At 64.6% G+C, this 14,377-nt stretch carries 11 protein-coding genes and 1 riboswitch; of the genes, 6 read left to right on the forward strand and 5 right to left on the reverse strand.

Annotation, left to right across the window (positions count from 1 at the left end):
* Positions 1-26: 26 nt before the first annotated feature.
* Positions 27-413 (reverse strand): fluoride efflux transporter CrcB, encoded by a 387-nt coding sequence (gene crcB / locus OSH05_RS17245; RefSeq protein ID WP_104221171.1) that lies wholly within the window; start codon positions 411-413, stop codon positions 27-29.
* A gap of 99 nt (positions 414-512) precedes the next feature.
* A riboswitch (Fluoride riboswitch) is annotated at positions 513-593 on the reverse strand.
* A gap of 161 nt (positions 594-754) precedes the next feature.
* Between crcB and OSH05_RS17250 the strand changes: the two genes are divergently transcribed.
* Together OSH05_RS17250 and OSH05_RS17255 are read left to right on the forward strand one after the other, a co-directional pair.
* A complete protein-coding gene (locus tag OSH05_RS17250) occupies positions 755-1,897 on the forward strand; it encodes a hypothetical protein (protein ID WP_133163164.1) in 1,143 nt (380 codons plus the stop codon).
* Between the two features lie 149 nt (positions 1,898-2,046).
* Positions 2,047-4,095, forward strand: coding sequence for a hypothetical protein (locus OSH05_RS17255; RefSeq protein WP_104221152.1), 2,049 nt, complete (start codon positions 2,047-2,049; stop codon positions 4,093-4,095).
* Between the two features lie 101 nt (positions 4,096-4,196).
* Here the strand turns inward: OSH05_RS17255 and OSH05_RS17260 are convergent, their stop codons facing one another.
* Positions 4,197-4,835, reverse strand: coding sequence for an FMN-dependent NADH-azoreductase (locus OSH05_RS17260; RefSeq protein ID WP_104221151.1), 639 nt, complete (start codon positions 4,833-4,835; stop codon positions 4,197-4,199).
* Between the two features lie 99 nt (positions 4,836-4,934).
* Here OSH05_RS17260 and OSH05_RS17265 point away from each other — a divergent pair, with 99 nt between their 5' ends.
* On the forward strand, positions 4,935-5,558 hold the full coding sequence (locus OSH05_RS17265) for a TetR/AcrR family transcriptional regulator (protein ID WP_104221150.1): 624 nt from the start codon (positions 4,935-4,937) through the stop codon (positions 5,556-5,558).
* On the opposite strand, the gene cydC is transcribed toward OSH05_RS17265, so the two are convergent.
* The gene (gene cydC / locus OSH05_RS17270; protein WP_104221149.1) at positions 5,555-7,198 is read right to left on the reverse strand and encodes a thiol reductant ABC exporter subunit CydC; all 1,644 of its coding nucleotides are present in this window, start codon (positions 7,196-7,198) and stop codon (positions 5,555-5,557) included. The two genes, OSH05_RS17265 and cydC, sit on opposite strands and share 4 nt — an antisense overlap.
* Entirely contained in the window at positions 7,195-8,985 is a 1,791-nt protein-coding gene (gene cydD, locus OSH05_RS17275; RefSeq protein WP_104221148.1) for a thiol reductant ABC exporter subunit CydD, read from the reverse strand. The genes cydC and cydD overlap by 4 nt, the downstream gene beginning before the upstream one ends.
* Before the next feature lie 167 nt (positions 8,986-9,152).
* Here cydD and OSH05_RS17280 point away from each other — a divergent pair, with 167 nt between their 5' ends.
* Complete coding sequence (locus OSH05_RS17280) at positions 9,153-10,451, forward strand: DUF1576 domain-containing protein (protein ID WP_104221147.1); 1,299 nt, start codon at positions 9,153-9,155, stop codon at positions 10,449-10,451.
* Positions 10,452-10,456: 5 nt separating this feature from the next.
* On the opposite strand, the gene yut is transcribed toward OSH05_RS17280, so the two are convergent.
* Complete coding sequence (yut, locus tag OSH05_RS17285; protein ID WP_104221146.1) at positions 10,457-11,428, reverse strand: urea transporter; 972 nt, start codon at positions 11,426-11,428, stop codon at positions 10,457-10,459.
* 204 nt (positions 11,429-11,632) lie between these two features.
* Between yut and OSH05_RS17290 the strand changes: the two genes are divergently transcribed.
* Both OSH05_RS17290 and cydB read left to right on the forward strand, forming a co-directional pair.
* Positions 11,633-13,216, forward strand: coding sequence for a cytochrome ubiquinol oxidase subunit I (locus OSH05_RS17290; protein WP_207778828.1), 1,584 nt, complete (start codon positions 11,633-11,635; stop codon positions 13,214-13,216).
* A gap of 13 nt (positions 13,217-13,229) precedes the next feature.
* The gene (cydB, locus tag OSH05_RS17295) at positions 13,230-14,375 is read left to right on the forward strand and encodes a cytochrome d ubiquinol oxidase subunit II (protein WP_104221144.1); all 1,146 of its coding nucleotides are present in this window, start codon (positions 13,230-13,232) and stop codon (positions 14,373-14,375) included.
* Positions 14,376-14,377 lie beyond the last annotated feature (2 nt).

Below are 14,377 nucleotides of genomic sequence, written 5' to 3' on the forward strand. Positions count from 1 at the left end.
CGTCCTGATGCCAAACGCGGCTCATATCATCCGGCGAGGCTTCTGACGAGAAAAAGTCCGGCAAAGACGGCAATCAGCGAAACGAGGACCGATCCGCCGACATAAAGCGCCATCAGAACGAACTCATCCCGCTCCCAGAGATAGGCCGCATCGAGCGAGAAGGCGGAGAAGGTCGTGAACCCGCCGAGGACGCCCGTCGTCAGGAAAAGCCGCCATGCCGGCATGCCAAAAAAGCCGATCTTCGCGATGAAGGCGGCGGCAACGGCGCCCATGACGAACGAGCCGACGACATTGATCGCGAAGGTGCCGAACGGAAAGGCCTCGCCGAGCAGCCGGATCGCGGCAAGGCTGACGCCGTAGCGGATGACGCCGCCGATCCCGGCGCCGATGAAGACGATAGCAGCAAATAGCATGGAGCCTCCTTGCCGGCCGCGGCCGATGAACAAGGTCCGGTCAGTGATTGGATCGCAGCCGGACACCGGACGGATTCCTGCCGCGCGCCCTGTCCGGGCAGCGTCGCAGGAGCCATCAGCCGGTACCGGCGGTTCAGTTCTCGATTTGAAAACTCGGGAGACCCCATTCCCGAACCGACAACTAGGCGGGCGGCGGGGAAATTGCAAACACGCACGCTGCCGGCTGCCGGGTGACCACCGTCACATGTCGCCTGCGCCGTTCTTGCTCTCGCCATGAACTCACGACAGAATGCCGCCCCGATGCTTCGGCGCTGCCGACGCCCAATCGTTCCTCGGAGGACATGATGAGAGTTTCGCTTTCCGGCGCCCGCGGCCTTATGCTCATATCGACGCTTCTGCTGTCGACGACGGCCTTCGCTGCCCCTGATGCCACCAAGATCGCCAATAGCGTCGTCGCCTCCCTCCAGGCGAAGGGCGGCACCAAGGCCAGCTTCGACTCGGCTGCGGCGAATGGCGATGACGTGGTCATCACCAATCTGAAGATCAGCAACGAAGGTTCCGAGGCGACGGTTCCCTCGGTCGTCATCGCAAGCCCGGTTGAGCGCACGCCTGGCGGATTCACCGCGAAGAGCATCGCTTTCGACGCGGGCAAGGTGGTTGACGGCGACCAGACGATTTCCTGGAAGACCGGCATTTCGAACGACGCCATCGTTCCCGACCCGAGCGAAATGCATTCCACTGCCAAGATCACCCCGTTCTCCCATTTCGAGATCGCGGGGATCAGCGTCGTCAACAAGTCAGCGCCCGACCCGGTAACGGTCGATTCGGTCACGTTTGATCTCGGCAACGTCATTGACGGCGCTCCGAACGACGGCAAGCTCGCCATCTCCGGCATCAATGTTCCGGGCAGCGTCCTGAAATCGGCCGGCCAGGGCGCCAGCACGCTCACCGATCTCGGTTATGACAGCCTGCTGCTGAATATCGGGGTCGATGGCGGCTATGACAGCGCCAAGAACGCGCTGACGATCAACGGCATCACGGTCGACGGCAAGGACATTGGCAAGCTCGCCATCGGCGGCACCTTCGGCGGCCTGCCGCGCGAGAAGCTGCAGAACGCCGACCAGCTCAAGGAACTCGCCCCGACCGCGACGCTCGAAGTGGCGTCGATCCGTTATGACGATGCCGGCCTTACCAACCGTCTGCTCGACATGCAGGCCAAGCAGCTCGGCGCCAAGCGCGAGGATCTCGTCGCGATGGTTCCCGGCTTCCTGCCGCTCGCCTTCAGCCAGGTCAACATCACCGACGAGGCCTTCAAGACCCAGGTTTCCGATGCGGTCTCGGCCTTCCTGAAGGACCCGAAGTCGCTCAGCATCAAGTTTGCCCCGACGGCTCCGGTGCTGCTGATGGATGTGAGCAAGGCCGCAATGGTGAACCCGAACGGGGTCATCTCGCTGCTCGGCGTCGGCGTCTCCGCCAACAACTAAGACAATCACGGGACGGCCGCCGGTAAACCGGCCGTCCCGGCTTGACTGTCCCCTGCGACCTCAGGTTACCCTTGCCGAGGTCGCTCTACCGCCGATGCTGCCGGCCCGACCCAGCGCCTTCCGTCATCGATGCCGAGGAATGTAGAGACATGATCCCCTCCCTCCGGCGCCGTTGCGCCGCCGCCCTTGTTGGAAGCGTGGTGTTTGTTTCGGCTATTCCCGCCTTCGCGGAAGAGCCGGTGGAAACCGCGATCCGTAGCCTCGTATCGACCATCGATGCCTCGCCCAACTGGGTCGCCGGCTTCGGCGAACTCAGCTATGACGCCGCGACGCAGACGGCGACGGTGCGCAACCTCAGCATTCGCACGGAGAATGTGACGATCGTTCCTGGCGGCAAGCTAGAGGTCACCTTCGACCGGATCGACCTCAAGGGGTTCAGCCAGCAGCCGGACGGCGCGTTTTCGTTCAGCGAATTGCGCGTGCAGGATGCCCGTGCGCTCGCATCGGGGGCGCCGCCAGCCAAGGCTCCGGCTACCGATACCGGCACCGACGTCGTCGACACCCCGATTCGTCTGGATGTCCGGTTCGGATCGATTTCGTACAAGGACGCGTCCGTGCCCAGTTTCGCCGGTATCGTCATCGACCCGGCGACGCCTGTCGCTTCCTGGATCCGGGTGATGGCCACGGCGATGAAGGCTTCCGTCGGCCCGATGGAGGCTCGCAATATCGTCTATGACACGGAGATGCAGGGCGAAAAGACGCATTCGACGATCGAGTCCTATCAGTCCGACGGCTTCAAGAATGGCCTGGTGGAGAAGATGACCGTCGGTCCGATGGCGCAGGAAACACCTTCGCCGGACGGTCTCGTGAAGATGCGCATCGAATCCATGGAAGTGCGCGGTTATGATCTCGACGCCCTCCTTTCGGTCATCGATCCCGATCGCTACGTCGGTGGCGTTGGTGACGGGAAATGGCGCATCGCGATCGCCCTCGAGTCGCTCCGCAATTGGAGCATCACCATCCCGGGCGGCGAAGTGCGGATTGGCGCTTATGAGGTCGAGAACGTTAAGGTGCGCCAGCCGCCGCGGTCCTTCCCGGCAGCGCTGGTCCTGGACGAGCTCATCGCCAACCCCAATATGGAGGAGGAGAAGGTCCAGAAGCTCATCCTGGACAATCTGCCGAGCCTCTTCAACGCGTTCGGCTTCGGCGCGCTGCGCTTGACCGACCTCGATGTCGTAGCGCCGGAGATCGACCGGTTCCATCTCGGTGATTTCCATATCAACGATCTGTCCAGCGAGGGGCTCGGAGAGATCGGCATCGGCGATCTCGACGTCTCGGTGCAGGACAAGGGGTCATTCGGAGCCGAACGGCTTGCGATCGGCGGCTTCCGTTTCCCGTCGATGGACAAGATCATCGCCGCGATCCAGGCCGACGAGGCCGGAAGCGAAGTCGATCCGCTGCCGCTCATCCCGACGCTCGGCTATGGCGAGGCCATCAATCTCGACCTCGTCCAGGCAGGCAAGAAGCTCGGCGCGGTCGACCGCGCCCGTTTCGATCTCACCGATTATATCGGCCCGGTGCCGACCAAGCTTGCGCTCGATCTGCGCGGCCTTGATCTCGACCTCTCGCTGGTCGACGATCCGAAGGCGCGCAAGATGCTGGAAGGGCTCGGCTATGACCGCCTGCAGGCCGACTATGGCTTCAAGGTGAACTGGCGCGAGGCTGACCAGAGCCTCAATCTCGAGGACTTCAAGCTCGCCATCAAGGATGTCGGCTCGATCACCGCCGACGTGGCCCTCACCGGACTGACGCGCGCCACCATCGAGAATCCGATGGCCGCCGAAACCGCCCTGACCAGCCTGCTGTTCTCGCGTGGCAAGGTCGTGGTGAAGGATAGTTCGGTCGTCGACCGGGCCATCGCGATGGAAGCCAAGAAGAAGAACCAGACGCCGGAAAAATTTCGCGATGATATAGCCGGCGCTGTTCCCCTGTCGCTGATGCTGGTTCTGAAGAACCCGACCTTCCAGCAGAAGCTCGCTCCGGCGCTGCAGGCCTTCATCCGCACTCCCGGAACGATGACGCTGACGGCCGCCCCGGCGACGCCGGTTCCCGTCCTGGCGATATTGGCCGCCGCGGAGAACGATCCGCGCAGCCTGCCGAACCTGATCTCGCTCGACGTCAAGTCGGAGAAGCCATAGTCCCCGGCTTCGTAAGCCGCCGACCCAAGACGCTAAACGGAAAAGGCCCGCATCGTTCCAACGAACGCTGCGGGCCTTTTTTCAATCTACCGTTCCTGAATTCAGGCCGCCGCGCGCGCCTCGTGGACCATGCGCGCCGCCTCGTCCGCCCGGATGCCGGCGGCGGCAAGCGACTTTTCGGCCGCTTCCGGACCGAAGGCGACGCCCTCGACGCCGACCACTTCGACGTCGGTCATGCCCATGAAGCCGAGGATGAAGCGCAGATAGGGCTGCTGGTAGTCGTGGATTTTCATCGGCCCTTCGGAATAGATGCCGCCCTTCGCTTCGACCAGAATGACATGCTTGCCCTTCACCAGGCCCTCCGGACCCTTCTCGCCATAGTGGAACGTCTTGCCCGACCGCGCGATGTAGTCGAGCCAGGTCTTCAGCGTCGAGGGTATGGTGAAGTTGATCATCGCCGCGGCAATGACGATCACGTCAGCGGCGAATACCTCGTCGACCAGCTTGTCGGAGAGCGCCACCAGATCGCGTTGTTCTTCCGAATGCGCGTCCGGCGAACTGAAGAACGCACCGAGCAGGGTCTCGCCCAGATGCGGCAGCGGCTCGCGATTGAGGTCCCGACGCACAACCATCGAACCCGGCGCCGCCGCCTGGAGCCTCTCGACCACCTGTTCCGCGACACGGCTCGAATGCGACGCCGCGCCGCGCGGGCTCGACGTCACGAAAAGTATGTTGGTCATGGCTCAATCCTTCACTATCTTTAGACTAACGGCCACCAAAGCCGGTACCGTTTGGTAACATGATCAGATGTTACCTCTTAGTAACAAGGAATCAAGGGCGTGGGCCTCGCCGCTGGTGAACAGTCCGTTCAGCTTTCCGATCTCTGTGCTGGTCTTCGGCCGCGCGAGCGGATCCTGGTCGCGGCGCGCGAGCTATTTTATCGGCACGGCATCCAAGGCGTCGGTGTGGAGACGATCGCGGAACAGGCCGGTACCAACAAGATGACGCTCTACCGTCATTTCGAATCGAAGGACCTGCTCGTCGCCGAATATCTGCGCGGGCTCGTCGGCGAGGCAGAACGGAGCTGGACGGAGATCGAGGCGGCGCATCCGGGCGATCCGCTGGCGCAAATCAACGCTTGGCTGGTCGAGATCGACGAGCACCATACGCGGCGGGCCGACGGCGGCTGCGCCCTCGTCAATGCCGCGATCCAGATTAGCGACCCGAACCATCCGGGCCGCAAGGTGATCGAGCAGGGCAAGCGCCGACATCGCGAACGGCTGATCGAGCTTTGCCGTGCCTCCGGGCTGACGGAACCCGCGATGCTCGCCGACCAGTTGTTCCTTTTGGTTGAGGGGTCGCGCGTTTCCTATCGCAGCGTCGGAGCCGATGGCCCGACGACGGACCTGAAATCGTTGGCAGCCGGGATCATCGCCGCCCACCGTCCCGCCACTACAGCCTAGGCTGGCGCCAGCCGTCCCTGGTCCAGACGATAGATCCGGTCCACCGCATCCATTGGCAGCGCGGCATGCGTGGCGAGTATCAGCGTGCGCCCTTCGGCTGCGCCGACGATATCGCCCAGCAGTTCCGCCTCGGTCTCGGGATCGAGGCCGGCGGTTGGCTCGTCCAGCAGCAATATGCGGGCTGGCGACAGCAGCGTGCGCGCGAGGCAGAGCCGCCGCGCCTGACCGGCCGACAGCGTTTCCCCCGCCTCGCCGAGCCAGCTATCGAGGCCCTGCGGCAGGCGGCGGACGAAATCGGCCAGCCGGGCACGCGCGAGCGCGGCAAAGAGCGCCGCATCATCGGCATCGGGCGAGCCGATCCGCAGATTGTCGCGGATCGTGCCGATGAAGACCGGGGTCTCCTGCGTCAGCAATGCGATATGCGCATGGAGATCGGCCGTCGCGACGTCGCGTATGTCGATCCCGCCAAGGCGGATCGCGCCTTCCGCCGGGTCGGAGAGGCGGATCAGCAGCGACAACAGCGTCGACTTGCCGGAACCGCTTTCGCCCAGGATCGCGATCCTTTCGCCTGGCGCCACGGTGAGCGACAGATCCCGGAGGACGGTTCGCTCGCCCTGCGCGAAGCCGATATGCTCGACCGAGAGTACGCCTTCGGCCGGCAGCGGCGCCGGCTTTTTCGGTTCGACGACGGCCGGCGCGGCATCGAGGAGCCCGCGCACACGCTTCGATGCCGCCAATGCGCCGCCGAGACGACCCGCACCGCGCAGAACCGCGCCGCTCGCCTCGAAGCTGGCGAGGACCGCCAGCAGCTCGCCTACCAGCAGGGGGCCGCTGATCCGCCCTGCCGTGAAGGCACCAAGCCCGAACCAGAGCACGCCGACCAGCGTGGCACCGGCGCCAAACTGCATCGCCGCCGGCCCGAGCGCCGTCCAGCGTGCCTGTGCCAGTCGCGCCGCGCGGAGCGATCTTGCCGCTTTGGCGAAATCACCATCGATCGCTGGCTGAATGCCGAGCGCGACGATGTCGGCCTGCCCATCGACGCCGTCCAGCGCCAGCATGCGCAGATCCGCCGATCGCGCCACCACGGCAGTCCCCGGCGCGCCGCCGAGACGCGAGAGGATGAGTGGAACCAGCAGCGTGGTAACGGCGAAGCCGCCGACACCGATCCACACCGCCTCGGGCAGGAAGAAGCCCAGAACCACCGCAAGGCTAGTAAGGGCGACGAGCGCGGCGCCGATCGGCAGCAGGGCCTGCAGGAACACCATGTCGAGCGCTTCGATATCGGCGGTGAGCCGCGCCACGAAATCGCCGGTGCGCATCGCGGCGCCGCGAATTGGGACGATCGGGATGAGGCGCGAGAAGACCAGGACGCGCAGGTCGGAGAGGATGGAGAGCGTCGCCGCGTGTCCCGTCACGCGCTCGCCATAGCGCGAAACGATGCGGATGAAAGCGAAGCCGCGCACCAGCGACGACGGGATGAACAGGTTGAACGAAACGGCCCCGGCCAGCGCCGTTGCGGTCAGGAACCAGCCGGAGACGCCGAGCAGCGCCATGCCGGCCATCAGCGTGATGACGGCCAGCAGCCAGGCCAGAGCCAGCGCGCCGAGGCGCCGCTTCACGACGGCGGAAAGGACGCTCATGGCGCCTCTCCCCATCCAGCGCGCGGTCCGTCCGCTCCATGCGGGCGATGCGGGACGGGCAGAAGACGGCCGCCGGCGATGCGATAGATGCGGTCCATGCGCCGCGCGAGCGCCGCCGAATGGGTTGCGATCACGAGGGTGCGGCCCGCCGCGAAATCGAGAATGGAGTCGGCGACGCGCGCTTCGGTGATGGCATCGAGATGCGCCGTCGGCTCGTCGAGCAGCACGAGGCCCGGGTCGCGCAGGAAGATGCGAGCGAGAGCAACGCGCTGCGCCTCCCCGCCGGAAATACCCCTGCCCCGCTCGCCGACGACGGTGTCGAACCCGTCCGGCAGACGCCCGGCAAAATCGGTGACGAAGGCCAGGGCCGCGGATCTTCGAAGTTCCGCCTCGCTCGCACCGGGTCGTGAGAGACGGATGTTGGAAGCGATCGTGCCGTGGAACAGCCGCGGCCGCTGGCCGAGCAGCGCCACGTTCTGCCGAAACGCCGCTTCGTCCATTTCGCCGATCGGCACGCCATCGATGCGGATATCGCCCTCGAAGGCCCGAATACGCCCGATCGCCTCGATCAGCGTCGATTTGCCGATGCCGCTGGCGCCGAGCAGCGCGACGCGCTCGCCGGGAAGGATGTCGAGATCGATCCGGTCCAGCACAACACCGCGCCCCGGATTGACGACCGTCAGACCACGGATGGCCAGCGACGCCGGTCGAGGGCGCGGGAGCTGACCCGTCGCGATTGCCGGAGCCGGAGCCGGTGCATCCGCGTCCGGCAAGGCCTCGAACGCCGCCTCGATGCCGGCGACAGCCGCCCGGGCCGCAGCGCGATCGTGATAATGGGCTGCCAATGTGCGGAGCGGCAGATAGACTTCCGGCGCCATCAGGAGGCAGAAGAGTCCGGCGCCGAGGCCGAGCGGCGCACTGCGCAGATCGATGGCGCCCAGATAGGTGACACCGACATAGACGGCGACGCCGGCGACGCCGAGCGCCGCGAAGAATTCGAGCACGGCCGAGGAAAGGAAGGCGATCTTCAGAACGGCAAGGGTCCGGGTGGCGAGTTCATCGCTGGCACTCCGCACCCGCTGTACTTCGTCCTCGGCCCGGCCGAAGAGCTTGAGCACTACGATGCCGCGCAGACGGTCGGCGAACAGGCCGGAAAGTCGCGCCATCGCCGTCATGTGCTGGCGGCTCGCCGATTCGGCGCCCCAGCCGACCAGTGCCATGAAGACGGGGATCATCGGCGCCGTCACCAGGAAGATAAGGCCCACCACCCAGTCGACCGGCAATATACCGATGGCGAAGGCGAGCGGCAGCACGGTGGCGGCCACCATCGCCGGCAGGAAGCGCGCGAAATAGCCGTCCAGCGCCTCGACCTGATCGACGATGGCACTTACCAGTTCCCCGGAACTGCGCGTGCGCATCCAGCCGGGTTGCCGCGCCAGCAGCGCCGCGAACAGCCGCTGCCGCACCACGAGCTTGATATCCTCGGCAGCGCGGCTTGCCGCCCGTTCGCCGAACCAGGCGAGCAGCGTCCTTCCCGCGATCACCAGCAGCAACGCACCGATCGTCATGGCACTGGCGGAGGGCAACCGGCCCCCGATGATGGCCGCCTCGAGGATGCCGGCAAGCAGCAGCGCCTGCACGACGATCAGGCCGCCAACCAGGATCGGCACCGCGATGGTCGCGATCAGCCAGAAGCCGGCGCTCTTCCGCTGACGCGACAGCCAGCCTTTCGCCTCTGACGAAAGCGTGCCGCTGGATCGGGCGGGATCATATTCGACGACGCTCATGCGGATGAATTCGCCTTCTCAATGCTAGGGCGCAGCGGAGCGGCAACCCACCGGAGCCGGCTGCCGGGCGCGGCGCGAAGATGCGGCGCGGGCATGCGGAATGGATTGACAGAAATCAATCGCCGGGCGTCACCTTGATTTCCATCTCCCCACGCTGCCGAGGCATGATGCCTATCGATTCTTCCCCGACGATACCCGCTCATCCGGATCTCTCCGATCGGGGCAGGCTGCTTCTCATTGCCGCCGGCGCCACGCTGTTTCTGCTGTTCGGCCTCGTCGTCGACGGACCGGTAGCGGCGTTCCGCGGGCTCGGGGCCATTCTGATGGTCCGCGATACGCTGGTGACCGACTATATGGGCGTTGGCGGTATTGGCGGTGCCTTTCTGAACGCCGGATTGCTGACGCTGATTGCCGCAGCCATCTATCGCCTGTCGGGCGCTAAGATCGGCGGAGCGTCGATCGCCTGCCTGATGCTCGTTCTCGGCTTCTCGCTGTTCGGCAAGAATCTGCTGAATGTCTGGTTCATCATCCTTGGCGTCTTTCTCTATTCGCGCTTCAAGCGCGAACCTTTCTCCGCCCACATCAACACCGCCTTTTTCGGCGCCGCGCTCGCTCCGATCTTCACCGAGATCCTGTTCTCCACGACGCTGACGCTGCCGGTTGCCATCCCGCTTGCCATCGCGACGACGCTTCTCATCGGCTTCATTCTCGTTCCGGCGGCCGCCCAGTTGTTCAAGGCTCATATGGGCTTCAGCCTCTACAATATGGGCTTCACGGCCGGCATCGTCGGAACCTTGGTCGTCGCGATCTACAAATCCTACGGCTTCGTGCCCGACCCCGTGTTCATCTGGAGCCGGGGAAACAACCTCCTGCTCGGCGTCGCGCTCTACGTCTTCTTCCTGGCTGTGGCTGGAGTGGCGTTCCGCCTCGACACCACGTCGCTCCGGCGCCTGCCGGACCTCCTGCGCCTCTCCGGGCAATCGCCGACGGATTTCACCGGCGAGGTAGGCATCGGCCCGGCCCTCCTGAATATGGCGATCACCGGCTCGATCGGGACGACCTATGTCCTCCTCGTCGGCGGCGATCTGAACGGACCGACGATCGGCGCCATACTGACGATTGTCGGCTTCTCCGCCTATGGCAAGCACGCGCGCAACATCCTGCCGATCATGGCGGGCGTCGTCCTGGGGTCTCTGTTCAAGCCGTGGAACGTCGCCGATCCGTCGATCGTGCTGGCCGCTCTGTTCGGGACGACGCTCGCACCGATCGCCGGGCGCTTCGGCTGGCATTGGGGCCTCGTCGCCGGTTTCGTCCATTCATCGGCGGCGCTCAGCGTCGGCTTCCTGCATGGCGGTCTCAACCTCTACAACAATGGTTTCGCAGCCGGCATCGTCGCCGCTGTGATCGCTCCCGTCGCTCTCGCCATGAGCCGCCGCGAGGCGGGCAAGGAAGAGCCGGAGAAATAGCCCTCTCAGGCCTTCTTCTGGTCGAAGCGCTGGTCCGGGAGCAGGAACAGCCAGGATGTGAGGACGAAGGGCGCCGTCAGGCTCGGGATCGCCAAGGGCGCCAGTGCGGCGTTGGTAGCGGCCTGGGCAACAACGGTGAACAGCGTGCCGACAAGTGCATAGACAATGACGCGCGGGCTCGGCTTGTTGAATACGGTGCCAAGCGCGATCGCGGTCAGGATCGGGCTGAAGCCGAACAGGCCGCCGGTAATCAGATCGCTCTCCGCGCCAAAAAGATGAGCGAACAGGACGGCCACGACAGCGCCGCCGAGCGCGAACAGCGCCGCCGGCACCGAGTTCACGGCGAGGCCGACCAGCAGCAGCAGCGCCGTCACGATGCTGCCCTTCAGAAACACCTGCGAGATGCTCTTGAACACGCCGCCGAGGAACGCGACGAGATTGAGCGGGTCGCTCTCGACGATGGGCGAGACGATGATAGCGGTTGGTGCCGCGGCCACACCGGCGAAGCCATGGCTCGCCAACAGCATGAGCCATGTCACCAGCACGAAGGGAAAGGTCAGGGCGACAATGCCGAACGGTTTGCCGGCCCTCGCCGTCGCCAGCATCGCCACGACCGAGACGACGGCCCCGAGCGCGATATAGAGCCAGAGCAGCGGAGTGGCCGGCAGAAAAGTCGGCAAAGCGAGGCCGACCAGCACGCCGTTGTAGCCATAGAGGCCGGCCTTCAGCGGCGCTTCCTCGACACGAAGCCAGATCGCGGTCGCCGTGGCGATGATGATCGCGACCAGACCGCCGATCCAGACCTGCGGCATTCCGGCGAGCCACGAGCCCCATCCGATGGCCAGCAGAAAGATCGCACCGGTCAGCGGGTTGTCCTGGAACATGACCTGGCCGACACCGCGTAGGCAGATGTCGACGAAACGAAGCGGACCTGACGCGGCGGCGGCACGTTCCCAGGCCTTCAGCGCGTTCTCCATCCCTGCCTCTCCCCCGGCTTCAGCCTGGAGGCAAGGATGAAGGGCGGCTTCGATGAACGCAACTCTCTTAAGGATACGCACGCCAAGCGCGCCACGCTGCGCCAATCCACCGCATGCGTTGCTTCGCGCCATTGATTTCGGTCAACTCTGACGGCCTTATGAGGTGCATAGGTCAGGTGCGATGCGACTCGAAGGTGAATTATGATTGATCTCGACGTGGTAGCGCTGGCGCGACTGCAATTTGCCGCGACGGCTTTATATCATTTCCTATTCGTTCCCCTGACGCTCGGCCTGTCGTTTCTTCTTGCGATCATGGAGAGCGTCTATGTCATGACCGGCCGAGAAATCTGGCGGCGCATGACAATCTTCTGGGGAACGCTCTTCGGTATCAACTTCGCCATGGGCGTCGCCACCGGCGTCGTCATGGAGTTCCAGTTCGGAATGGACTGGGCCTATTACAGCCACTATGTCGGCGACATCTTCGGCGCGCCGCTGGCCATCGAAGGGCTGATGGCCTTCTTTCTGGAAGCGACCTTTGTCGGCCTGTTCTTCTTCGGGTGGGACCGGCTGTCGAAAGTGGGTCACCTGACCGTCACCTGGCTCGTCGCCTTCGGTGCCAATTTCTCGGCGCTCTGGATCCTGATTGCCAATGGCTGGATGCAGAATCCGGTCGGCGCGAAGTTCAATCCTGACACGATGCGCATGGAGATCGCCAATTTCAGCGATATCCTGTTCAACACGGTGGCGCAGGCCAAGTTCGTGCACACGGTAAGCGCCGGCTACGTCACCGGCTCCGTCTTCGTGATGGGCGTCAGCGCCTGGTATCTGCTGAAGGGCAGACATATCGAGATCGCCAAGCGATCCATGGCCGTGGCCGCCAGCTTCGGCCTCGCCGCCTCGCTCTCGGCCGTCGTGCTCGGCGATGAGAGCGGCTATCTCGCGACCGAGAACCAGAAGATGAAGGTGGCCGGCATGGAGTCCATGTGGCACACCGAGCCGGCTCCGGCAGCGATCAACGTCATCGCCATTCCCGACATGGCGAAGCAGGACAATTCCTTCGCCATCCAGATCCCCTACCTGCTGGGCATCATCGCGACGCGCTCGCTGGACACGCAGTTGCCCGGCATTGTCGACCTCGTCAACACAAGCAAGGATAAGATTCGCAGCGGCATCCTTGCCTATGCCGCCCTGCAGAAGGTACGGGCCGACAAGACCGACACAGCGTCCCGGGCAACGCTCGACCAGCATTGGAAGGACCTCGGCTACGGCCTGCTCTTGAAGAAGATCCGTCCCGACGTCGAAAACGCGACCGAGGCCGAGATCACGCAGGCGGCCAATGAGACCATCCCGAACGTGCCCGTGCTGTTCTGGGGCTTCCGTGTCATGGTCGCGTTCGGCTTCTACTTCATCGGCTTCTTCGCCGTGGCCTTCTGGGTGGCCTCGCGTCACCAGCTTGGCAAATGGCGCTGGATGCTCTGGGGCGCCGTCTTCACACTGCCGCTGCCGTGGATCACGGTAGAAATGGGGTGGATCGTCGCCGAACTCGGACGCCAGCCCTGGATCATTGAGGGCGTGCTGCCGACCTTCTATGCCGCGTCGAGCCTCACCGTGGCCGACATCGCGATCAGCCTTACCATCTTCGTGCTGCTCTATTCGGCCTTGCTGGTGGTCGAGCTCTATCTGCTGCGCCACACGATCCAGAAGGGCCCGGCCGAGCGCGATCCGCTTGATGATCCGTCGGGAGCCAGGGTGCTGCCGATTGCCGCCGCCGCCGAGCCCGAGCTCTAAGGGGACAACCAGGATGAGCATCCCTCTCGATTATGAAATCCTCCGCCTGATCTGGTGGCTGCTGCTTGGCGTATTGCTGATCGGCTTCGCGGTGATGGACGGCTTCGACCTCGGCGTTGGCGCCCTTCTGCCCTTCGTCGCCCGCAACGACGACGAGCGGCGCGTCGTCATCAACGCCGTCGGCCCGGTGTGGGAAGGCAACCAGGTCTGGCTGATCCTCGGCGGCGGCGCGATCTTCGCCGCCTGGCCGGCGCTCTATGCCGCCTCCTTCTCCGGCTTCTACCTCGCCATGATGGTGATCCTCTTCGCGCTCATCATCCGGCCGGTCGGCTTCAAGTTCCGCTCCAAGCTCGCGGATCCGCGCTGGCGCGCACTCTGGGATTGGGGCCTCTTCGTCGGCGGCTTCGTGCCGGCGCTGATCTTCGGCGTCGCCGTCGGCAATGTGCTGCAGGGCGTGCCGTTCACGCTGGACGACATATTGCGGCCGTCCTATCACGGCTCGTTCTTCGGCCTGCTTCTGCCCTTCGCACTGCTTAGCGGCCTGATCAGCGTCGCGATGCTCGTCGCCCATGGCGCCGCAATGCTGACGCTCAAGACCAGCGGCCCGATTTTCGAGCGTGCGCGTTCCTATGGCCGCCTCGCCTCGCTCCTGACGATCGTGCTTTTCGCGCTCGCCGGCCTCTGGGTCGCCACAAGCCTGCCCGGATATGTGGTCACCAGCGTGCAGGACGCGCTCGGCCCGTCCAATCCGATCGGCAAGACGGTCGTCACGCAACCAGGCGGCTGGATGCTGAACTATGGCAAGTACAGCTGGATGATCGCCGCGCCGGTGCTCGGCTTTCTCGGCAGCCTGATCGCGATCGCAGGCTTCTCGGCCCGCTCGGCCTGGACTGCCTTCCTCGGCACGGCGATCTCGATCGTCGGCATCATCTCGACGGCGGGCCTGTCGCTGTTCCCATTCCTGCTGCCGTCATCGCTCGATCCCGGCAAGAGCCTCACCGTCTGGGACGCTTCGTCCTCGCACCTGACGCTGTGGATCATGCTGATCGTCACCTGCATCTTCCTGCCGATCGTCCTCGCCTATACGGCCTTCGTCTATCGGGTGATGCGCGGCAAGGTCACGACCGAAGGTCTCGGCCGTAATCCCAACGCCTACTGAAC

Source organism: Kaistia algarum, assembly GCF_026343945.1.
Classification (GTDB): domain Bacteria; phylum Pseudomonadota; class Alphaproteobacteria; order Rhizobiales; family Kaistiaceae; genus Kaistia; species Kaistia algarum.